The sequence below is a fragment of the Streptomyces sp. NPDC002809 genome, assembly GCF_040295435.1.
In the GTDB taxonomy this organism is placed as follows: Bacteria; Actinomycetota; Actinomycetes; order Streptomycetales; family Streptomycetaceae; genus Streptomyces.
This window is the reverse complement of record NZ_JBEOVJ010000101.1, coordinates 1-20,041: the sequence shown is the minus strand read 5'-3', so window position 1 is coordinate 20,041 and position 20,041 is coordinate 1. Positions and strand designations below refer to the sequence as shown.

18 protein-coding genes and 1 pseudogene are annotated in these 20,041 nt (G+C 70.8%); 11 read left to right on the top strand and 8 right to left on the bottom strand.

Translation table 11 applies throughout. The annotated features are described in order from the left end of the window. Positions 1-62: 62 nt before the first annotated feature. A complete protein-coding gene (locus tag ABT025_RS35050; RefSeq protein ID WP_351002712.1) occupies positions 63-320 on the bottom strand; it encodes a hypothetical protein in 258 nt (85 codons plus the stop codon). Positions 321-538: 218 nt separating this feature from the next. Here ABT025_RS35050 and ABT025_RS35045 point away from each other — a divergent pair, with 218 nt between their 5' ends. Further along, positions 539-1,987 carry a Gfo/Idh/MocA family protein gene (locus ABT025_RS35045; RefSeq protein WP_351002711.1) on the top strand — a complete coding sequence of 483 codons (1,449 nt, stop codon included), beginning with the start codon at positions 539-541 and terminating at the stop codon, positions 1,985-1,987. Between the two features lie 26 nt (positions 1,988-2,013). Further along, positions 2,014-3,015: an NEW3 domain-containing protein gene (locus ABT025_RS35040; RefSeq protein ID WP_351002710.1), complete on the top strand. Its 1,002-nt coding sequence runs from the start codon at positions 2,014-2,016 to the stop codon at positions 3,013-3,015. A 63-nt stretch (positions 3,016-3,078) separates the two neighbouring features. Here ABT025_RS35040 and gap read toward each other — a convergent pair whose 3' ends face one another. The 3 genes from gap to ABT025_RS35025 form a co-directional block, all read right to left on the bottom strand. Then, positions 3,079-4,077, bottom strand: coding sequence for a type I glyceraldehyde-3-phosphate dehydrogenase (gene gap / locus ABT025_RS35035; protein WP_351002709.1), 999 nt, complete (start codon positions 4,075-4,077; stop codon positions 3,079-3,081). A 110-nt stretch (positions 4,078-4,187) separates the two neighbouring features. Continuing rightward, positions 4,188-5,144, bottom strand: a complete 957-nt coding sequence (locus ABT025_RS35030; protein ID WP_351002708.1) for a GlxA family transcriptional regulator — start codon at positions 5,142-5,144, stop codon at positions 4,188-4,190. A gap of 87 nt (positions 5,145-5,231) precedes the next feature. Then, positions 5,232-6,644, bottom strand: coding sequence for an aminopeptidase P family protein (locus ABT025_RS35025; RefSeq protein ID WP_351002707.1), 1,413 nt, complete (start codon positions 6,642-6,644; stop codon positions 5,232-5,234). 186 nt (positions 6,645-6,830) lie between these two features. On the opposite strand from ABT025_RS35025, the gene ABT025_RS35020 reads away from it, so the two are divergent. Further along, positions 6,831-7,814 (top strand): LuxR family transcriptional regulator, encoded by a 984-nt coding sequence (locus tag ABT025_RS35020; RefSeq protein WP_351002706.1) that lies wholly within the window; start codon positions 6,831-6,833, stop codon positions 7,812-7,814. Positions 7,815-7,863: 49 nt separating this feature from the next. On the opposite strand, the gene ABT025_RS35015 is transcribed toward ABT025_RS35020, so the two are convergent. Both ABT025_RS35015 and ABT025_RS35010 read right to left on the bottom strand, forming a co-directional pair. Then, positions 7,864-9,678, bottom strand: a complete 1,815-nt coding sequence (locus ABT025_RS35015; RefSeq protein ID WP_351002705.1) for an ABC transporter ATP-binding protein — start codon at positions 9,676-9,678, stop codon at positions 7,864-7,866. A gap of 253 nt (positions 9,679-9,931) precedes the next feature. Then, positions 9,932-10,333 (bottom strand): annotated as a pseudogene (locus tag ABT025_RS35010) (ATP-binding cassette domain-containing protein); the annotation flags it as partial. 130 nt (positions 10,334-10,463) lie between these two features. Here ABT025_RS35010 and ABT025_RS35005 point away from each other — a divergent pair. The 3 genes from ABT025_RS35005 (at position 10,464) to ABT025_RS34995 (ending at position 12,327) form a co-directional block, all read left to right on the top strand. Next, complete coding sequence (locus ABT025_RS35005) at positions 10,464-11,009, top strand: family 20 glycosylhydrolase (RefSeq protein WP_351002704.1); 546 nt, start codon at positions 10,464-10,466, stop codon at positions 11,007-11,009. A 250-nt stretch (positions 11,010-11,259) separates the two neighbouring features. Then, positions 11,260-11,595, top strand: coding sequence for a DUF1905 domain-containing protein (locus tag ABT025_RS35000; protein WP_351002703.1), 336 nt, complete (start codon positions 11,260-11,262; stop codon positions 11,593-11,595). A 156-nt stretch (positions 11,596-11,751) separates the two neighbouring features. Further along, on the top strand, positions 11,752-12,327 hold the full coding sequence (locus ABT025_RS34995) for a DinB family protein (RefSeq protein ID WP_351002702.1): 576 nt from the start codon (positions 11,752-11,754) through the stop codon (positions 12,325-12,327). Between the two features lie 45 nt (positions 12,328-12,372). On the opposite strand, the gene ABT025_RS34990 is transcribed toward ABT025_RS34995, so the two are convergent. Together ABT025_RS34990 and ABT025_RS34985 are read right to left on the bottom strand one after the other, a co-directional pair. Next, a complete protein-coding gene (locus tag ABT025_RS34990) occupies positions 12,373-13,680 on the bottom strand; it encodes a TerD family protein (protein ID WP_351002701.1) in 1,308 nt (435 codons plus the stop codon). Between the two features lie 145 nt (positions 13,681-13,825). Then, positions 13,826-14,755, bottom strand: a complete 930-nt coding sequence (locus ABT025_RS34985; RefSeq protein ID WP_351002700.1) for a LysR family transcriptional regulator — start codon at positions 14,753-14,755, stop codon at positions 13,826-13,828. 134 nt (positions 14,756-14,889) lie between these two features. Between ABT025_RS34985 and ABT025_RS34980 the strand changes: the two genes are divergently transcribed. Genes ABT025_RS34980 through ABT025_RS34960 form a run of 5 tightly spaced genes read left to right on the top strand, consistent with a single transcriptional unit; the run spans position 14,890 to position 19,992 of the window. Beyond that, positions 14,890-15,885, top strand: a complete 996-nt coding sequence (locus ABT025_RS34980; RefSeq protein ID WP_502972097.1) for a fumarylacetoacetate hydrolase family protein — start codon at positions 14,890-14,892, stop codon at positions 15,883-15,885. Beyond that, on the top strand, positions 15,882-16,844 hold the full coding sequence (locus tag ABT025_RS34975; protein WP_351002698.1) for a cyclase family protein: 963 nt from the start codon (positions 15,882-15,884) through the stop codon (positions 16,842-16,844). Before ABT025_RS34980 ends, ABT025_RS34975 begins: the two co-directional genes overlap by 4 nt. A 23-nt stretch (positions 16,845-16,867) precedes the next feature. Continuing rightward, on the top strand, positions 16,868-18,010 hold the full coding sequence (locus ABT025_RS34970; RefSeq protein ID WP_351002697.1) for an FAD-dependent oxidoreductase: 1,143 nt from the start codon (positions 16,868-16,870) through the stop codon (positions 18,008-18,010). Then, positions 18,007-19,056, top strand: a complete 1,050-nt coding sequence (locus ABT025_RS34965; RefSeq protein WP_351002696.1) for an amidohydrolase family protein — start codon at positions 18,007-18,009, stop codon at positions 19,054-19,056. The genes ABT025_RS34970 and ABT025_RS34965 overlap by 4 nt, the downstream gene beginning before the upstream one ends. A 3-nt stretch (positions 19,057-19,059) precedes the next feature. After that, on the top strand, positions 19,060-19,992 hold the full coding sequence (locus tag ABT025_RS34960; RefSeq protein ID WP_351002695.1) for a VOC family protein: 933 nt from the start codon (positions 19,060-19,062) through the stop codon (positions 19,990-19,992). Positions 19,993-20,041: the final 49 nt, after the last annotated feature.

Below are 20,041 nucleotides of genomic sequence, written 5' to 3'. Positions count from 1 at the left end.
CCGATGAGGCACGAGGACACGCCTCATCGGGCCACCGGGCTCACCGCATCCATGGCCTGCGGTCAGATCAGTCGCCTCGATCGGACGGATGCCACCGAGTACCGATCCGGCGTCGGCGAACGGGCCGTCCGCGATCGGTGTCCGGCGCCGGCGGCCACGCGCACGCCCATCGCCGTCTCGACGGGCTGCGACCGCACCGCCGCGACGCACCGCGTGTCATCGGCCGGCGTCAGGCACTCGGCATACGCCGCCTCGCGTTCCACGTCCGACAGCACTTCCTCCCCGTCGGGCGCGGCGTGCATCAGCAGGGCGTACCGCATCCCGTCCTCCGAATTGACCGGGCCCTGGCTCACACACCGAACGAGCAGCAGCGTAAGGGACACGGCACGTGCATGCGCGCGGATCCATCCGACGTCGATCGAATGCTCGCTAATGCTCGAAACTCGGCGACGATGAACATCTCTTGACATGTCACCGTCGTTCCGGCGAGAGTCGACCCCGCCAGTGATGCCGGTCTCGCAACGAGGAGCGTTGTCGCATGCCTGAAATCCCTGAAGTCTCACGCCGTTTGGTCCTGGGAGGAACGCTGGCCACGGGGGCGCTCGCCGTCGGGCTCGGATCGGCCGCACCTGTTTCGGCGGCTCCCGGATCGGCCGCACCGTCCGCGCTCGTCCAAGCCGGGGCGCCCCGTCGGGCAGCGGGCCAGAAGTCCATGATCAACGTCCCCTTCGAGCCCCACGCGACGGTTCGCGTCGGTGTCATCGGGCTCGGCAACCGGGGATCCGGGATGACCACGGGCTGGTCGGTCATCCCCGGCTGCGTCGTGGCCGCGGTCTGCGACATCCGTGCCGACCGCGCCAAGCGCACCGCCGACGCGCTGGTGACGGCCGGAAAGCCTCGTCCTGCCGAGTTCGGCGGCTCCGCCGACAGTTACGCCGAGATGCTCAAGCGCGACGACATCGATCTCGTCTACATAGCGACGCCCTGGGAGTTCCACTACGAACAGGGCAAGGCCGCGCTCCTGTCCGGCAAGCACGTGATCGTCGAGCTCCCCATCGCGACCGAGCTCGACGAGCTGTGGGACCTGGTGGACACCTCGGAGCGCACCCGCAAGAACCTGATGCTGTCCGAGAACTGCAGCTACGGCCGCAATGAACTGGCCATGCTCAAGATGGGCCACGAGGGCCTGTTCGGTGAGCTCACCAACGGTCATGGCGGCTACCTCCACGACCTGCGCTCCCTGCTGTTCTCCGACACGTACTACACCGATTCCTGGCGCCGTCTGTGGCACACCCGCTCCACCGCGTCCTTCTACGCGATGCACGGTCTGGCTCCCATCGCCGCCGCCATGGACATCAACCGCGGTGACCGGATGACGACGCTGACGGCCACCGCGACGGCGCCGAAGGGGCTCGCCGACTACCGCGAGCGCTTCATGCCGAAGTCCCACCCGTCGTGGAACGAGACGTACATCAACGGCGACCTGGTCACCTGCCAGATCCGGACGGCGAACGGCCGGACGATCCGGGCCGAGCACGCGGTGAGCGCGCCCCGCCCGTACAGCCGCATCAACTCGCTCGTCGGCAGTCGCGGCATCTTCGAGGACTACGCGGGCACCTCGACCACGGACGCACGTGTCTACTTCGAGCCGGACCACAGCGGCGACGCCTGGCGCGACTTCGACACGTACCGCAAGGAGTTCGACCACTGGCTGTGGAAGGAGCTCGGCGACGAGGCCGAGAACGGCGGTCACGGCGGCATGGACTACGTCCTGCAGTGGCGCACGGTCCAGCTGATGCGGGCCGGTCTGGTCCCCGACATCGACGTGTACGACTCCGCCTCGTGGTGCGCGCCGGTTCCGCTGAGCGTCATGTCCCTCGCCGCCAAGGGGCGCCCGGTGGAGATCCCGGACTTCACCCGTGGCTCCTGGGTCAACCTGCGCATGGGGCTCGACTCGCGCACCACCGAGATGCCCCCCGTCGTCTGACGACCTCCCCCGACAAGGAGCACGCCATGAGAACGGCCCGACTGATCAATCCGCTCAGAGCCGCCGCGGTGGCCGCAGCGGTCCTGCTCGTTCCCGTACCGGCGGCCACGGCCGCGCCCGCGCCACCGGCGGCCGCCGCCGAGGCGCAGACCGAGGTGACCGTCTCCCCCGTGGACCTCGACGGACCTGTCATCTCGACGGTGGAGGTCACCGTCAAGAACACCGCACCGCAGCGCCTGCGTTCGCTCAAGGTGTCTTTCGCCGGACCCGTCGGATGGGCGGTCCAGCCGTCCGTGCAGAGCGTGTCCGGGTCCTTCGCGACGGGCGCCTCGGCCTCCGCGACCTTCCGGATCCAGGTCCCGGAGAAGCGGTCCGGGTTCGTGATCCGTACGTTCACGGCCACGGCGACGTACCAGGGCGGCGACGGCCTCGGAACGGCCACCGGCACCCGGACCGACCGCTCCGGATCACCGCAGGCGAACCTGGCGGCGACGTACAACGGAGTGGCGATCACCGACGAGTCGGCCACGACAGCCGGCAACTACGACGGCGAGGGCAACAGCTTCTCGGCGCAGAAGCTCGCGGCGGTCGGTCTGACGCCCGGAGCGAAGGTCGAGGCGCTGGGCGCCACCCTGACGTGGCCGGACGTGCCCGCCGGTACGAAGGACAACGTGGCCAGTGCCGGGCAGGCCGTCACCCTGACCGGCCAGGGCTCCAAGCTGGTGTTCCTCGGCTCCGGCGTCGGCAGCGGTGCCACGGGCAAGGCCACCGTCTTCTACACCGACGGCACCACCGGCACGGGGACGTTCGGCTTCCCCAACTGGTCGTTCGACCCGGTCGACGCCCACGGCGCGACCCTGGTCAAGTCGACGGACGGCCGCAACCGGCCCGACGGCTACGGCAACGAGACGGTGAAGTACCGCGTGTTCGCCCATTCGATCGCGCTGGACCCGTCCAGGACGGTCGACTTCGTGGTCCTGCCCGCGAACGGGAACGTCCACCTCTTCGACATGGCGATCGCCTCCTGACCGTCCGCAACCGGCCGGGGCCCGGGCGGCGCGCAGTTCGCGCCCCCGGGCCCCGGTGGCCGGTCAGCCGTTGGCGAGGAGCTGGAGCGTGTCGATGACACGGTTGGAGAAGCCCCACTCGTTGTCGTACCAGGCGACGACCTTGACGTGCCGGCCCTCGACGCGGGTGAGCTCCGAGTCGAAGATCGACGAGGCGGGGTTGCCCGTGATGTCGGACGAGACGAGTGCGTCCTCGGAGTACTCCAGGACCCCGGCGAGCGGCCCGTCCGCAGCGGCACGGTAGGCGGCCAGTACGTCCTCGCGCGACACGTCGCGGGCCACGGTCGTGTTGAGTTCCACGATCGAACCGACCGGGACGGGGACACGGATCGAGTCGCCCGACAGCTTGCCTGCGAGGTTCGGCAGCACCAGGCCGATGGCCTTGGCCGCACCTGTCGTGGTCGGCACGATGTTCACGGCGGCGGCGCGGGCGCGGCGTGCGTCGCGGTGCGGGCCGTCCTGCAGGTTCTGCTCCTGCGTGTAGGCGTGCACCGTCGTCATGAAACCGTGCTCGATACCGGCGAGTTCGTCCAGCACCGAGGCCAGCGGTGCGAGGGCGTTGGTCGTGCACGAGGCGTTCGAGACGATCGTGTGCAGGGCCGGGTCGTACGCGTCGGTGTTGACCCCGTACGCGAGCGTGACATCGGCGCCGTCCGACGGCGCGCTGACCAGAACCTTCTTCGCACCGGCGTCGATGTGGGCGCGGGCGGCCTTGGCCGACGTGAAGCGTCCGGTGGCCTCCAGCACGATGTCGACACCGAGAGCGGCCCACGGCAGCTGCGCGGGATCGCGCTCGGCGACCACCGTGATGCGGCGGCCGTCGACGACGAGAACGTCTCCGTCGAGGGTCACCGGGCGCCCCAGCCTGCCGGACGTCGAGTCGTAGGCGAGCAGCCGCGCCAGGGCGGCGGGCTCGGTCAGGTCGTTGACGGCGACGACTTCGAGGTCGCTGTCGCGCTCCAGCAGCGCGCGCAGCACATTGCGTCCGATGCGGCCGAACCCGTTGATGGCGATGCGAGTCATGAGGTGTCCCTTCGTGCCTTCGTTTCGCTACCAAGGTTCGCTCGCGGCACCCCTGTCACGGCAGCGGCGTGAGCGCCACGGTTCGAAAGGATCGTGCCACCGGGCCCGGGCTACTCGCTGCTGGCGAAGGTGCGCCGGTACTCGCTCGGTGTGGTGCCGAGGATGCGCTGGAAGTGGAGCCGCAGATTGGTCCCGGTGCCGAGTCCGGTCTCGGCGGCGATCTGCTCGATGCTCCGCTCCGAGCGCTCCAGCAGCTCACGGGCCATATCGATGCGGGCCCGCATGACCCACTGCATCGGGGTGTAGCCGGTGTCCTCGACGAAGCGCCGCGAGAGCGTGCGCGGCGAGACCGCCGCATGCCGGGCGAGTGCGTCGAGGGTGAGCGGCTCGCCCAGGCGGTGCAGCGCCCACTCGCGGGTGGCTGCGAAGCGTTCGCCCAGCGGTTCGGGCACGCTGCGCGGGACGTACTGCGCCTGGCCGCCGCTCCGGTAGGGCGCCGCCACCAGCCGCCGGGCCGCGTGGTTGGACGCGGCCACGCCCAGGTCGCCGCGCAGGATGTGCAGGCACAGGTCGATCCCGGAGGCGGCGCCTGCCGAGGTCAGGACGCTGCCCTCGTCGACGAACAGCACGTTCTCGTCGACGCGGACGAGGGGGTGCTTCGCCGCGAGCGCCCGCGCGTAGTGCCAGTGCGTCGTCGCCCGCCTGCCGTCGAGCAGGCCCGTCGCGGCGAGCGCGAAGGCCCCCGTCGAGATGGCGGCGAGCCGGGCGCCCCGGGCGTGGGCGGCCACGAGTGCGTCGACGACGGTCTGCGGCGGGTCGTCGCGGTCCGGGAAACGGTAGCCGGGGATGAAGACGATGTCGGCCCACTCCAGCGCGTCGAGACCGTCGGCGACGTGGTAGGACAGCCCGTCACCACCGGTCACGAGTCCGGGCGCCGCACCGCACACCCGTACCTCGTACGGCATGCTCGCGCGCGTGGTGAACACCTGCGCGGGGATCCCGACATCGAGCGGTTTCGCGCCCTCCAGGACGAGGACGGCGGTGCGGTGAAGACGGGAGGCTGACACGGAACACAGCGTACGAGGAGCCCGGCCGCGCCGGTGAACGGGCCGGGGCCCGTCGGCGCGGCCGGGTTCCTCGTCCGTACTCAGCACTCAGCCCGCGAACCGGGCCATCCACGCCTCGACGTCGTCGGCCGAGCGCGGCAGGCCCGCCGACAGGTTCTCGTGGCCGTCCTCGGTCACGAGCAGGTCGTCCTCGATCCGGACGCCGATGCCCCGCCACTCCTCGGGGACGGTGAGGTCGTCGGGCTGGAAGTACAGGCCGGGCTCGACCGTGAGCACCATGCCAGGCTCCAGGACGCCGCCGACGTACTCCTCGTGCCTGGCCTGCGCGCAGTCGTGGACGTCCAGACCGAGCATGTGGCCGGTGCCCGCCATGGTGAAGCGGCGCTGGAGACCGAGCTCGTACGCGCGCTCCGCCGGGCCCTCGATGAAGCCCCACTCGACCAGCCGGACCGCGAGGTGGCGCTGGGCCGCCTCGTGGAAGTCGCGGTACGCGGCGCCCGGCTTGACGGCGGCGTTGCCGGCTTCCTGGGCCTCGTACACCGCGTCGTAGACCTTGCGCTGCACGGGAGTGAACGTTCCGCTGATCGGCAGGGTGCGTGTGACGTCGGCGGTGTAGAGGGTGTGCGTCTCCACGCCGGCGTCGAACAGGAGCAGCTCGCCCGGGCGCACGGGGCCGTCGTTGTCCGTCCAGTGCATGATCGTGGCGTGATCGCCCGCGGCGCAGATGGTGCCGTAGCCCACGGAGTTGCCCTCCAGGCGTGCGCGCCGCAGGAACGTGCCCTCGATCCACCGCTCGGACGACGCGACCGCCCCGGAGAGCTCGCCGACCGCGTCGGTGAACCCACGCACGGTGGAGTCCACCGCCTTGCGGAGCTCGCCGATCTCCCAGTCGTCCTTGACGAGGCGGAGGTCGCTGAGCGCCTCTTCGAGGTCGGCGTCGCGCTCCTCGTCGGTGCTGACTGCGGCCTCCAGGGCCGGGTCGACACCGCGCACGATCCGGGTCGGCACGCCGGAGACGGCCGCCAGGTCACCGGCCGCGGTACGGACGTCGCGGCAGGGCAGGCCGAGCACGCGTTCCGACTCGGCGAGGGAGCGGCGCCGGCCCATCCAGAGCTCCGCCGTGGGACCGGTCCAGAACTCGTCGTTGTCCCTGCTGTCCCGGGGCAGCTGGAAGCAGTAGGCGTCGTGGCCGCCGTCCGCGCGGGGTTCCAGGACGAGCGCACCGTCCCGGGAACGGTCTCCCGTCATGTGGACGTATGCCGAGTGCGGGCGGAAGGGGTAGGTGTCGTCGTTCGACCGGACCTTGAGGTTGCCGGAGGGGATCACGAGGCGTTCGCCGGGAAAGCGCGCGGAGAGCGCGTCGCGGCGCAGGGCCGCGTGCGGGGCCTGCTCGTCGGGCAGCAGGTCGTGCTGCTCGGTGTCGGCCCACCCGGTCCGCATCAGCGCGGACAGTTCCTCGGAGATCCCTGAGTAGAGACCGTTCTTTCGGCCTTTCGCCACGTCATTCTCCTTCTTCGGGACGTCCTCGACCGCGAGGGCCGCAGGAAGTTCTCCGGACCGTGCCCTCGCCGCCGCCGGTCGCCGGCGGCTCATGGACGGTATCCCGGGCCGCAGCCCGATGGCGCCCGCTGCCGCCACTGGCACAGATCGGCCATCCGACCGGCCTGAGCAGCGGATAATGCTCGTATGACGAACGCGAAACTCGGGGAGGCCCTGCGGCTTCTGGGCATCGACCGGGCGGCGAGCCAGGTCTACCTGGCGCTGCTGGAGCTGGCCCCGGCCCCGCTGAGTGCCATCGGATCCGCCGCCGGTCTGGACCGCACGGAACTCACCGCGGCGTACACGGCGCTGGTCGACGCCGGACTGGCCAGTGCCGCCCAGGAGGGCGAGGACGTGGTGGCCCCGGTTCCGCCCACCGCGGGGCTGGAGATCCTGGCCCGGCACCGGGCGGCCGAGGTCGAGGAGTCGCGGATCGCCGTCGGGGGCGCGTTCGAGTCGTTCCGGCGGCAGCGGCTCGCCGCGTACAACGACCATCTCGTCGAGGTCGTGACCGGCGAGGCCGTCGGCACCCGGATCCGGCAGGCCTGGGCGAGTGCCCGGGACCAGATCCGGCAGTTCGAGTCTCCCCCGTACTTCCCGCTGCCCGGGGCTACGGACGACGCGCTGGCCACGCTCGCCCGCGGGGTGACGCAGCGTGTCGTGTACTCGCGGGAGTCGCTGGAGCATCCGGGCCATCTGCGGAACGTCATCGAGCCGTGCGTCAAGGCCGGTGAACAGGCCAGGGTGCTGCCCTCGGTGCCGGTCAAACTCGTGATCATCGACGATGCCTACGCGCTCGTGTCGTTGTCGATCAAGGAGGCCGACGTACACAACACGATGCTGGTCGTGCAGCCGTGCGGGCTGCTCTCGGCGCTCGTGGCGCTGTTCGAGCAGTCCTGGCAGAACGCCCTGCCGTTCCACGGCCACGCCACCAGGCCGGGTGGGCTGCCACCCGGCGACCGCCGCCTCCTGTGGCTCCTCGCGGGTGGCGCGAGCGACGACGTGATCGCCCGCGAGATGGGCATCAGCCGGCGCACGCTGTTTCGCCGTCTGTCGATCCTGATGGCCCGGCTCGGTGCCGCGAACCGCTTTCAGATGGCTCTGCAGGCGCAGCGTTCGGGCTGGCTGTGAGCGGCAGCGGCCGGAGCCCGTCTCGGACCCCGGCCGCTGCCCTTCCCGTTCATGCCAGGCCGGCCTGCGGCTGGGCAGGGGCGTCGAGGAAGCCGCCCGACTGGTGCTGCCACAGCTTCGCGTAGGCGCCGTCCGATGCGAGCAGTTCGTGGTGCGTGCCCTGCTCGATGATCCGGCCGCGGTCCAGGACCACGAGACGGTCCATGGTGGCGACCGTGCTCAGCCGGTGCGCCACCACGAGTGCCGTCCGCCCGTCCATGAGCCGCCACAGCGCCTCCTGGACGAGGATCTCGCTCTCCGAGTCCAGGGCACTGGTCGCCTCGTCGAGCAGCAGGATCGGCGCGTCGCGCAGGATCGCCCGGGCGAGGGCGACCCGCTGGCGCTGTCCGCCGGACAGCTTCACGCCGCGCTCCCCCACCATGGTGTCGAAGCCCTCGGGCAGGGCGTCGGCGAACTCCGTGACGTGGGCGGCCTTGGCCGCGCGGCGGATCTCGGCGTCGGTGGCGTCGGGCCGGGCGAAGGCGATGTTGTCCCTCAGGGTGCGGTGGAACATCGCCGGGTCCTGCGGCACGTAGGCGATCATGCTGCGCACGTCGGCCTGGCGCAGTCTGCTGATGTCCTGACCTCCGATCAGGATCCGGCCGCCGTCGATGTCCGTCATCCGCAACAGCAGTCGGCTGAGCGTGGTCTTGCCGCCGCCGGACCGGCCGACCAGGCCGATCTTCGCACCGCTGTGCACGGAGAGGTCGAGGGACTCGAAGAGCGGCTGCGCTCCCGCGTGGGCGAACGTCACCTGCTCGAAGCGGACGTCGGCGGCGCGGGACAGCAGTGGTTCCGGCGACACCGGGTCGCGCAGGGCGGGCGGCGTCAGGAGCAGTTCGGTGAACTGGGCCGCCTCCGTCATCGAGCTTTCCAGCCGGCGGTAGATCTGGTTGAACTCGAACATGATCCGGGTCGCGTTGGTGTAGTACATGAAGGCGACGACGACCGCCTCAACGCCGTTCCCGCCTCCGCCGAGAGTGACGGCGAGCAGCAGGCCCAGTGCGTTGGTCAGCACGGACAGCGGTGCGACCAGCGTGTCGATGCGGAGGTTGCCGTAGTCCCAGGAGCGCAGCGTGAGCCGCCGCGACTCCGCGACGCGGGAGCGGTGCTCGGCGGCCTCGCGCTTCTCTGCCGCGAACGCCCGGACCGTGTCCATGTTCATCAGGCTGTCGGCCACATGGCCGGACACCCGGGCGATCGCCTCCTCACGCTCTCCGACGAGGGCCTGACGGCGGCGGATGAGTGGGGCCACGCACAGCGCCGTCACCGCGATCATCGTCAAGAGGCCGATGACGAGCAGGGGTTCGTAACGCCACAGCACGACCGACCCGAAGATCAGCGGTACGAAGCTGCCCACGACGGAGAACGTCAGCGTGTCGACGAACTCCTCGAAACGGGAGGCGAAGCTCAGGACCCGCTTGGTGAGCGACCCGGCGAAGTTGTCGTGGAAGAACGAGGCGTCCTTGGCGTACAGCTCGTCCATGCCCTGCACATAGAGGTGTTCGATACCGAGTGCGTCGAGGCGGTTCAGGAAGTGCAGGCCGATTCGCCAGAACGTCTCCGCGAGGAGAAGCACGCCGGCGAAGCCGAGGACGTAGGGGAGCATCGATCCGACCGAGGTGTCGGTGTCACCGGCGATGCGGCCGACGAGCTTCGCGACGACGAGCGGCGCGACGTAGTTGATGCCGATGTTGCCCAGTGCCGGCAGGAGCATCGCGGGTAGCGTCACCCGTTTTCGGCGGGTCAACTCCCGTGCGTAGTAACGAAGTGCGAGGAGCACGGAGCCCCTGCCCGGCGCTTCGTGCGATTCAGGCGATCCCATATCAACCCTGTGTGGTCGTGCGGAAGTCCGCCACGTCCTGTTGCGGAAGGAGGCGCTTGCCCCTCCGGCCGCGCGGAGCTTCGGTTTCGAGTGGAGTGCCCTCGCCGAGGCGGTCCTGCGGCACACGGCGCGCGGCGGTGTGCCGGGGTGAGTACGGGAAGGGGTCGGGCGAGGGGTTCCAGTGTCCCGCCCCTGCGCCCGCCGAGTCCAAGCGTTTTTCCGGCCGTCTCCGGGCCCGGAGACGGCCGACCGGTCACCCTCCCGTCCGCGCCGCGGCGCGCCGCCGCCGTTGCTCGGCCACGTCCGCCACCGGTGAGGCGAGCAGCAGGGTGCGGGTGTAGCTGTGGTTCGGCTCCGAGGTGACCGTCGCCGCGTCACCCGTCTCGACGATCTCGCCCCGGTGGATCACCGCCACCCGGTGGCTCATGAAGCGGACCACGGAAAGGTCGTGGGAGACGAACAGGTACGAGACGCCCGTCTCCTCCTGGATCTCCAGGAGGAGGTCGAGCACCGTGCGCTGGGTGGTGAGGTCCAGTGCGGAGACGGGTTCGTCGCAGATGACGAGGCGGGGCCGCAGGGCCAGGGCGCGGGCGATGGCGACGCGTTGGCGCTGGCCGCCGGAGAACTCCCTGGGCAGGCGGCCGGCGGCGTCGGCGTCGGCGTCGGCGTCGGCGTCGGCGGGCAGGATCGTCCGGGAGTTCGGCAAGAGCCCGGTCGCCTGGCAGGAGTCCTCACGCGCCGGCATCGAACCTCGGGACATCGTCCAGCACTGGGTGGACGTCCCCATGATGGACCTTCCCGACACCGAGGAGGAGCTCGCCGCCCGGCCCGAACTCGTCGCTACGGGGCAGACCCTGGACCTCATCAAGGCGATCAAGAAGTTCTTCGCTCCCACGGACCACGACGTCGAGCGGGTCGTCGAGGGGGGTGGCAGGATTCTGCGGTCGCCCCAGTCCCATCTCTATCTGGACCGCCCGTACGCGGCCGGGTTCGCGCCGCCCGAGCAGGCCGAGGCCGCCGAACGCCTCGGTTTCGCCAACTACCGGCCCGGGGGCGTCGAGCACGCCGCGTCGTGGGACCCGGCCGCGCACGCGATCCCGGACTCCTGCGTCGCGGGAGTCGAAGCGACCGTGTTCGCCGAGCAGTTCAAGGGCTTCGACGACGTCACCGTCCTGCTGCTGCCCCGCCTGGCATCGGTGGCCGAGGCCGCATGGTGCGGGCGGGTCCCCGATTGGGCGGAGTACCGCGAGCGCCTGGCCCGCCACGGACGGGTGTGGGAGCGGCTGGGGCTGAACTACTTCGCCAGCACCGAAGTCCCCTGGGTCGCCTGAGGGCTGTCCCGTAATCCGTGGTGGATCAGCGCGCGGCGTCGGATGCGGTGCATCGCAAGGCGGAGGAGCGTCCGCATACTTGATGTGTTCGGGCGTTCCGACAACGCGGCGAGGCGCCGTAGCTGTCGTTGTGCGCCCGCCAGGGATTACGACGACAGCCCTGAGCCATCACGCCTGGCCCGGGCGGCGTCCCTGTACGCTGCCCGGGGCCCCGTCCGGCCCGTCCCGGCCCGACGATCGGATCGCTCCCATGCACGTCGTGTTCACCGGCCGCGTCATTGAATGGCGGGGGCCAGCACCGTTCTACTTCGCCGCCGTGCCCGAGGAACAGGCCGCCGACATCCGCGAGGTGGCCGCCATGGCCACGTACGGCTGGGGCGCGGTTCCCGTCGAGGCCCGCATCGGCGAGATCACCTTCACCACGTCGCTCTTTCCCAGGGACCGCGGCTATCTGCTGCCGCTCAGGAACGCTGTGCGTCAGCCGCAGCGCCTCGCGGCGGGCGACGACGTGACCGTGAGCATGACCGTACGCCTCCAGGGGCGCTCCCACTCCTCACCCCCCACGGACCCATGCCGGCCGGCCTGACGAAATCCTGGTGCGGGCCGTCGGTGCGATGGTGTGTGATCGGGGTACGGCGATCGCGGACAAGTACCGGGACGTCCGAGGCCTCGTGGCCGGTATCGGACACGGACCGCGGCCGCGGGGAAAAGCGGTGGCGAGGCAGGGCCCCGGGCGACGATCATGGCGCGCATGAGTGACCAACCCGCACGATGGACCCGGGCCACCGTCTACCCCGACATGTGGGCGGACCCGGACGACGACCCCCGCAACAGCAATGGCGAAGGGGCCGGACCGGACGGCGAACTCGCCACGCTGCAGGACTTCCTGAGGGACTACCGGCTGACACTGCGCATGAAGTGCGAGGGTCTGGACACGGAGCAGTTGGCCCGTCGGTCGGTTCCTCCCTCGACGATGTCCCTGCTCGGACTGCTCCGCCACCTGGCCGAGGTGGAGCGGGACTGGCGCAACTGGATCAGCGACGACGAACCGCTGCCGAAGCTGTACGGCGGGAGCGACGCGGACTTCGACGGAGCTGTCGCGGATCAGGCCGTGGTCGACGCCGCCTACGCCGACCTGGCGCGTGAACAGGGCGAGTTGGATGCCGCACTCGCCGAACACCCCGACCTGGGCGAACGGCTGGGGCGGGACGGCATCGCGGTGCGGGAGCTGATGGTGCACCGGATCGACGAGTACGCCCGCCACTGCGGGCACGCCGACCTGTTGCGCGAGTGTGTCGACGGACGAGTGGGCCAGTGACAGCGTCCTGCCCGGCCGACCCGGGCCGGACAGGACGCTGTCCGGTCAGTCCTTACTGGCCCCTTGCCAGGTCAGCCCCCAGCCGTACTCCAGATCCGCTGCCTGCTGCTTGAAGATGCCGGGCGGCGGCAGCAAGTACTTCGCCTCCCGCCGGACGATCAGTTCCCCGCCGATGTTCTCGATCAGTGCGATCGCGGCCACCTGGGAGGCAACGGTGCACTCGTCCAGGAGCACCTCGATCGGCGGACCGACGGGCGGATACAGCGTGGCGACGCCGTGCAGTCCCGCGAAGCTCGTCGCCCCGGCGTAGATGACCACGAACACCAGAAGGCGCTTGATCTCGGCGGCGTGATCAAGGTTGATCATGAGGTTCTCGCCGGTGTCGCTCGTCCCGGTCCGGTCGTCCTGGTCCAGTTGGACGTAGGGCGGCTGATCGAACGAGCCGAACTGGTTGTTGATGGGGTGGATGATCCCCGTCGCTCCGCTCCGCAGCTCCCACAGACAGGAGAGGTCCAGGTCGACGTCCTCCAGCCGGACGGCTCCCGCCCCCTTCCACATCCAGCCGCGCGGCGGCCGGCGGGCGCTCCAGGAGAGGTTGACCCGCATCCCTCCCGACGTCGCGCCCTGCTTGGTCAGCGACACCGAAGGGGCTGTCTTCGTCAGGGTGATCTTCGAAAGGCGCACCGGCTGCACGGGGGCGGGCGGCGCACCCTGCGAAACCGGCGGAGGGTTCGCGGGCGCGGGTGGCCGCGGTGCGGGCGGCTGCGGTACGGGCGGCTGCGGTACGGGTGCGGGCGGCTGCGGCAGGGACACCGGCGTGGGCGGCGCCGGGGTATCGACGGTGATGCCGAAATCCGTGGCGAGGCCCGCCAGCCCGGAGGCGTATCCCTGACCGACCGCCCGGAACTTCCAGGCGCCGTTTCGCCGGTAGAGCTCTCCCAGCACGAAGGCGGTCTCCGTGGTCGCGTCCGTGGCATCGAACCGCGCCGTCTCGGCACCGCTCACGGCGTCGAGCACCCGCACGAACAGTCCGGGCACCTGCCCGAACGTGCCGTCCGTGGAGGCGGTCACCACGACGGTCCCGATCTCCTGCTCCACCGCCGACAGGGTCACGTCGATCGCCTCGACCGTACCGCTGCCGTTCTGGCGTCTGCCCTCGTGGCGCACGGCACCGCTGGAGTGGACGGGCTGGTCGCAGAAGACGAAGTCGTCGTCCGAGCGCACCCGGCCGGCTGCCGTCAGCAGGAGGGCCGACGCATCCACATCAGGGGCTCCCGGGCCTTCTCGCCAGCCGACTTCCACCCGCACGCGAGTGCTCGCCACTGGCGTGTTGGCGCCTTTGCGCAAGGACATGTGGGGCCCCCTCCGTGACTCTCCCTGACTCCCGCAGCGTACGGAAATCCGGCCCGGCTCCCTGCTCGATGGTGCGAATTCCCCTCGATTCGCGGGAAGTTGTGTTCCGTCGCCGCCAGGACACCGCCGCACTGCGGCCCTCCCCTCAGAACCCGCTCCCGTCCGACGGGCCGTCGGCAATGCACCGGCCGACCCGGGCAGCCGTCTCGCGGAGCCAGATGTGGGCGGCGTCGTGCGTGTGCACGGGATGCCACCAGAGCGCCTCCCGCAGCGGGACCGCCTCGTACGGCGGCTCGATCACCCGCACGGCGGTGAGCGGGGCGAAGAGCCGGGCGAGGCGTGCCTGGACCAGGGCGATGCGCCGCGTGCCCTGGACCAGCAGCGGCAACAGATGGAAACTGTCGACGGAGACCTCCACCCGTGGTTCGATCCCGAGCATGCCGAGCTGGCGCACCGCCGGGGCGTCGTAGGTCCGTTGATAGGTGACCCACGGCAGCCGCCCGAGATCCTCCCGGGTGAGCCGGTCGACGATGCCCGGGTGGTCGTCGGCGACGAGGAAGACCCAGCGGTCCTCGTAGAGGTCGGTAGCGGGAAAGTCGCTGATGACGCCGTGCGGCATGAGCAGTCCGTCGGTGCCGCTCAGCAGGGCGGCCGTGTCGTCGGCCACCCCGGGCGGGGTCTGGGTGAAGCGCAGCCGGATGCCCGGAGCCTCTTCGTGGACGACCCTGGCCAGTTCGGTGCCGAACACGGCAACGGCGTAGTCGGACGCCACGATCTTGAACGCGCGCGTCTCGCTGCCCGGATCGAACGTCGCCTGACTGGCGAAGAGCCGTTCCATCACTTCACAGGCGGTCGCGGTGCGGTCCAGCAGAACCTGGCCGAGTGCGGTGAGCTCGTAGTGGGCGCCCACCCGGGCAAGCAGCTCGTCCCCGAAGTGGCGGCGCAGCCGGGCCAGTGCGGCGCTCATCGCCGGCTGGCTGAGCCCGACACGTTGACCCGCACGGGTGACGTTGCGCTCCTCGAGCAGTGCGCGCAGGGCAACGACCAGGTTCAGGTCGAGTCGGGCCAGATTCACGGGACTTCCCCTTGCGGTAGGACGCCGACCAGGAAGGAATAGACACGGTGGATGACGATCATCCACAGAATCGATTTCCCTGATCACGGGTGGCGGGTCCAGATTAGTCGCACCGCAATCAGGAGGACTTGTTCGTGAAACCTGAACCCGCGTCCGCGCTGTTCGCCGGACCGTACGCCCTCGCCACACTGTCGGAGCCGGGCGGACCGGACTTCCCCGCGCTCGTCACGGCGGACGCCCGGGCACTCGACCTTCGCGTGGCCTTCGGCGACCCTCATCTGACCGTCCGCGGTCTGCTGGACGCCTGGGACACATCCGCGCCCCGGCTGGCCTCGCTGGCCACCGACGGCGGTTCGGAGCGCAGGCCGCTGACGGACTACCGGGTGTGCGCGCCGGTCGAGCCGCGACAGGTGTTCCAGTCCGGCGCCAACTACCGGCAGCACGTCATCGACCTGCATGTCGCGCACGCCGACCCGGCCGATGACCGGTCCGAGGACGAACGGCGCGCCGAGGCCGCGGAGATCATGGACCGTCGGGCGGCCGAGGACCTGCCCTACGTCTTCATCGGTCTGCCGAGCGCGATCACCGGTCCGTACGACGACGTCGTGCTCCCCGCCTGGGCCGACAAGCCCGACTGGGAGCTGGAGGTGGCGGCGGTGATCGGCCGGGCCGCCCACCAGGTGCCCGAGGAGGAGGCGTTGGAGTACGTCGCCGGGTACACGATCGCCAACGACCTGACCGACCGCGCCACGGTCTTCCGTCGCGACATGCCCCAGATCGGTACGGACTGGCTGCGCAGCAAGAACGCACCCGGCTTCACCCCGCTCGGCCCCTGGATCGTGCCCGCCGCGTCGATCGCGGACCCCGGCGACCTGCGCCTCGTACTGAAGCTGAACGGCGAGACCATGCAGGACGAGTCCACCCGGGACATGATCTTCGACGTGGCGCGCATGGTGTCGTACGCGTCGCAGAGCGCCCGGCTGCTGCCCGGCGACCTGGTGCTGACCGGCTCCCCCGCCGGCAACGGCATGCACTGGGGCCGGCTGCTCAGGGACGGCGACGTCATGGACGGTTCCGTCACAGGTCTCGGCGCCCAGCGCACGCGATGTGTCACGGAGGACAGGTCGTGAGCTTCGACCGTAACGACCCCGAGGGGGCGATCGGCAGGGCCGCGAAGGCGTGCTCCAACTGGGGCCGCTGGGGGGAGGACGACGTGCTGGGCACTCTCAACTTCCTCGACGAGGCCAAACGGCGCGAAGGTGCCGCGCTCGTCCGGCGGGGCACCAGTTTCTCGCTCTCCCAGCGGTTCGACATGGACGGGCCGCAGAAGGGCTGGCGGCGCCGCACCAACCCGGTGCACACCATGCTCGACACCGGCACCGACGCGGCCCTGGGCCTCCAGGGCTTCCCGCACGGTATCGGCGGCGCCGACGACGTGATCGCGATGCCGCTGCAGTGCTCCACGCAGTGGGACGGGCTCGGTCATATCTTCGACCACGGCAGGGCGTGGAACGGAAGACCGGCCGACAAGGTCGTCACGTCCGACGGAGATCTGGTCACCGGCATCGAGCACATGGCCCCGCACGTCGCCGGGCGCGGCGTGCTGCTGGACGTGGGCAGCGTCGTCGGGGACGGTGGTGAGCTGCCCGACGGCTTCGCGATCACCGAGGAACACCTGAGGGCCACTGCCGCGGCCCACGGCGTGGCCGTCGGGCGCGGCGACATAGTCCTGGTGCGCACCGGACAGCTCAGCCGGGTCCGCCGCGACGGCTGGGGCGACTACGCCGGCGGCGCGGCCCCCGGGCTGTCGTTCACCACCGCGGGCTGGCTGCACGGCAGCGAGACAGCCGCGGTCGCCACCGACACATGGGGCTTCGAGGTCCGTCCCAACGAGTTCGAGCACGCCTTCCAGCCGCTCCACCAGGTCGCCATCCCCAACATCGGCCTGCTGATCGGCGAGATGTGGGACCTGGACGCCCTCGCCGAGGACTGTGCGGCTGATGGCGTGTACGCGTTCTGGCTCACCGCCGCCCCGCTCCCCATCACCGGTGCCGTCGGCTCCCCCGTCAATCCGATCGCCGTCAAGTAGCAGCAGGAACAAGGGAGTTCCCCATGAAAGAAGCCCACAACGAGGCCCGCACGGTCCTGGTGATCGGTGGCGGCGCGGCCGGTAACGCCATCACGCTCCTGCTGCACCGCGCCGGTGTCGAGGTGCACCTGGTCGAGGCGAGGGACGACTGGAACGCAACCGCCGGCTCGGGTATCACCCTGCAGGGCAACGCCCTGCGGGTACTGCGCGAGCTGGGCGTGTGGGAGCAGGCCGAGGCGTCCGGCTACGCTTTCGGCTCGGTCGGCATCACCGCCCCCGACGGCACCGTCCTGCACGTGCAGGACGACATCCGCAGCGGCGGCGACGACCTCCCCGCCACCGTCGGCATGCAGCGGCCGCGGCTCCAGCGCATCCTCGTCGAGGCGGTCCGCGCCAGTGGCGCGCCTGTCCGCCTGGGCGTCACCGCCGAGATCCTGGACCAGGACGCCGACGACGTCCGCGTCCGCTTCAGCGACGGCTCCGAGGGCCGCTACGACCTGGTGATCGCCGCCGACGGGATGGGCTCCGCCACCCGCGCTTCGCTCGGCATCACGGCGAAGCCCGAGCCGACCGGCATGGCCATCTGGCGCATCGCCGCTCCCCGCCCGGCCGGCGTGACACGCACCGACCTCGCCTACGGCGGACCGGCCTACATCGCCGGCTACTGCCCCACGAGCGACACCACGCTGTACGCCTACGTCGTCGAGGCCAACCGCGACCGCGCCTCGATCCCGCCGGAGTCGTACGCCGACGAGATGCGCCGACTGGCCTCCGCCTACGGCGGCTTCTGGCCGGAGATCACCGAACACATCACCGACCCGGCACAGGTCAACTACACCTGGTTCGACCGGATGCTGGTCGAGGGGTCCTGGCACCGCGGCCGGGTCGTGCTCATCGGCGACGCGGCGCACTGCTGCCCGCCCACCCTCGCCCAGGGCGCCGCCCTGTCCCTGGAGGACGCCTGGGTCCTCGCACAGCTGCTGACCGGGCCGGCCGGTTGGGACGACGCGCTGTTCCAGGGGTACTACGAGCGACGGATCGCCCGGGTCCGCCCGGTGGTCGAGGCGTCCGTCCGGATCGGGCAGTGGCAGCTGGACGGGGTACGCGACGCCGACGTACCCGGCCTGATGGGCCGCACCATGACGATGCTCCGGGAACTGCCGTGAACGCCCGCCCGTCCCCCGGCCACCACGCCTCGTCGGTCGCTGCCGCGCACCCCTCCCCCACCATTGACGTGCACGCCCACGTCCTGCTGCCGGAGATCGACGCGCTCGTGGCCGGTCTGCCCGGCCACGACGCGGCCAAGGCCCTGGACGCCCGGCGCAACGGCGCCGACGCTCTCACGGTGAACGGGCCCATGGTGCGTGAGCGCCTCCCGGCCCTGACGGACGTCGCCGTGCGCCTCGCGGCGATGGACCGGCAGGGCGTCGACGTGCAACTGGTCAGCCCGTCCCCGTCGCACTACCACTACTGGGCGGACGAGACGACGGCCGAGAAGGTCTGCCGGCTTGCCAACGAGGCCACGGCGGCGCACTGTGCGGCGGCTCCCCGGCGGTTGCGCGGGCTGGGACTCGTACCGCTCCAGCACCCGGGCCTGGCCGTCGGGGCTCTCGACGACGCCCTGGGGCACGGGCTCCTGGGTGCGGAGATCTCCAGCCACGCGCCAGGGCGCGAATTGTCCGACCCGGCGTACGAACCCCTGTGGGCCCGGGCGGCGGAGACCGGTGCGGTGCTGTTCCTGCACCCCTTCGGCTGCACGCTCGAAGAGCGTCTTGACCGGTGGTACCTGTCCAACACCGTCGGCCAGCCCACGGAGAACGCCGTCGCACTCTCCCACCTCATCTTCTCGGGTGTGCTCGACCGTCACCCGGGACTCAGGCTGATCGCAGCGCACGGCGGCGGCTATCTGCCCACCCACATCGGACGCTCCGACCACGCCTGGGCCACGCGCTCCGACGCGGGATCCGGCTGCGCCCACCTGCCCAGCAGCTATCTCGAGCGGCTGTACTTCGACTCGCTCGTCCATGACCCGCACGTCCTGCGCGAACTGATCCGCGTCGCCGGGGCCGACCGTGTGCTCCTCGGCTCGGACTTCCCCTTCGACATGGGCAGCGAGGACCCGGTCGGCGCGCTGCGCGCCGCTCAGCTCACAGACTCCGACTTCCACGCCGTCCGAGGCGGCAACGCCGCCGACCTCCTCCGGAAGGACTGACCCATGCGCCTGCTCACTCATCTGCGCCACGTGGACCTGGCCGTACCCGACTACGACAAGCAGCTCGACTTCTACGCCGGGGTGTGGGGCCTGACCAAGATCGCCGAGGACTCCGGGATCTCCTTCCTCGCCGCCGAGGGCTCGCCCGAGCAGTACGTCGTACGGCTGCGCGAGGCCCAGGAGAAGCGCCTCGACCTCGTCTCGTACGGCGCCGCGAACCCGGCCGACGTGGACACCCTCGCCGAGCGGCTGCTGGCCGGCGGAGTGGAGCTGATCGGCCGGCCCGGGAAGGTGGACACCCCTGGCGGCGGGTACGGCTTCCGCTTCTTCGACGTCGACGGGCGCACCATCGAGGTCTCCGCCGACGTCGAGGTACGGCAGCACCGCAGGATCGAGGAGAAGGAGGCGATCCCGGTCAAGCTGTCCCACGTCGTCCTCAACTCCCCCGACCTCAACCGCACCCGCGCGTGGTACGAGCGCCATCTCGGCTTCGCCCTCTCCGACACGCTCAGCTCCCCGCACATGGGCGAGGTCATGCACTTCATGCGGATCAGCAACCAGCACCACTCCATGGCCATCGCCCAGGGCCCGCACACGGCCCTGCACCACGTCTCCTTCGAGATGCGCGGCATCGACGAGTACATGCGCGGCTCGGGCCGGGTCATGCGGGCCGGACACCGCAAGATCTGGGGCCCCGGCCGGCACATGGCGGGCGACAACACCTTCACGTACTTCCTCGACCCGCACGGCAACACCGTCGAGTACACGACGGAGCTGGAGAACCTCGACGAGGACACCTGGCACCCGCACGTCTACGACTTCTCGCAGCCGGAGGTCGCCGATCAGTGGGGCACCGCCAACGCGATGAACGAACTCGTCGCCAAGGAGTCGTTCAACGACCCCGACCGCGGCGTGTTCATCGCCCCGCCCGTCTGACCACTGCCTCTCCGGCGGGGGGGGGGGGCGGCGGGCGGGGGCGGCGGGG

What these genes read in the sequence shown, in the direction of transcription:
- ABT025_RS35050 (WP_351002712.1), bottom strand. Translation starts at nt 320, where the DNA reads ATGCGGTACGCCCTGCTGATGCACGCCGCGCCCGACGGGGAGGAAGTG.
- ABT025_RS35045 (WP_351002711.1), top strand. Translation starts at nt 539, where the DNA reads ATGCCTGAAATCCCTGAAGTCTCACGCCGTTTGGTCCTGGGAGGAACG.
- ABT025_RS35040 (WP_351002710.1), top strand. Translation starts at nt 2,014, where the DNA reads ATGAGAACGGCCCGACTGATCAATCCGCTCAGAGCCGCCGCGGTGGCC.
- gap (WP_351002709.1), bottom strand. Translation starts at nt 4,077, where the DNA reads ATGACTCGCATCGCCATCAACGGGTTCGGCCGCATCGGACGCAATGTG.
- ABT025_RS35020 (WP_351002706.1), top strand. Translation starts at nt 6,831, where the DNA reads ATGACGAACGCGAAACTCGGGGAGGCCCTGCGGCTTCTGGGCATCGAC.
- ABT025_RS35015 (WP_351002705.1), bottom strand. Translation starts at nt 9,678, where the DNA reads ATGGGATCGCCTGAATCGCACGAAGCGCCGGGCAGGGGCTCCGTGCTC.
- ABT025_RS35005 (WP_351002704.1), top strand. Translation starts at nt 10,464, where the DNA reads ATGATGGACCTTCCCGACACCGAGGAGGAGCTCGCCGCCCGGCCCGAA.
- ABT025_RS35000 (WP_351002703.1), top strand. Translation starts at nt 11,260, where the DNA reads ATGCACGTCGTGTTCACCGGCCGCGTCATTGAATGGCGGGGGCCAGCA.
- ABT025_RS34995 (WP_351002702.1), top strand. Translation starts at nt 11,752, where the DNA reads ATGGCGCGCATGAGTGACCAACCCGCACGATGGACCCGGGCCACCGTC.
- ABT025_RS34990 (WP_351002701.1), bottom strand. Translation starts at nt 13,680, where the DNA reads ATGTCCTTGCGCAAAGGCGCCAACACGCCAGTGGCGAGCACTCGCGTG.
- ABT025_RS34970 (WP_351002697.1), top strand. Translation starts at nt 16,868, where the DNA reads ATGAAAGAAGCCCACAACGAGGCCCGCACGGTCCTGGTGATCGGTGGC.
- ABT025_RS34960 (WP_351002695.1), top strand. Translation starts at nt 19,060, where the DNA reads ATGCGCCTGCTCACTCATCTGCGCCACGTGGACCTGGCCGTACCCGAC.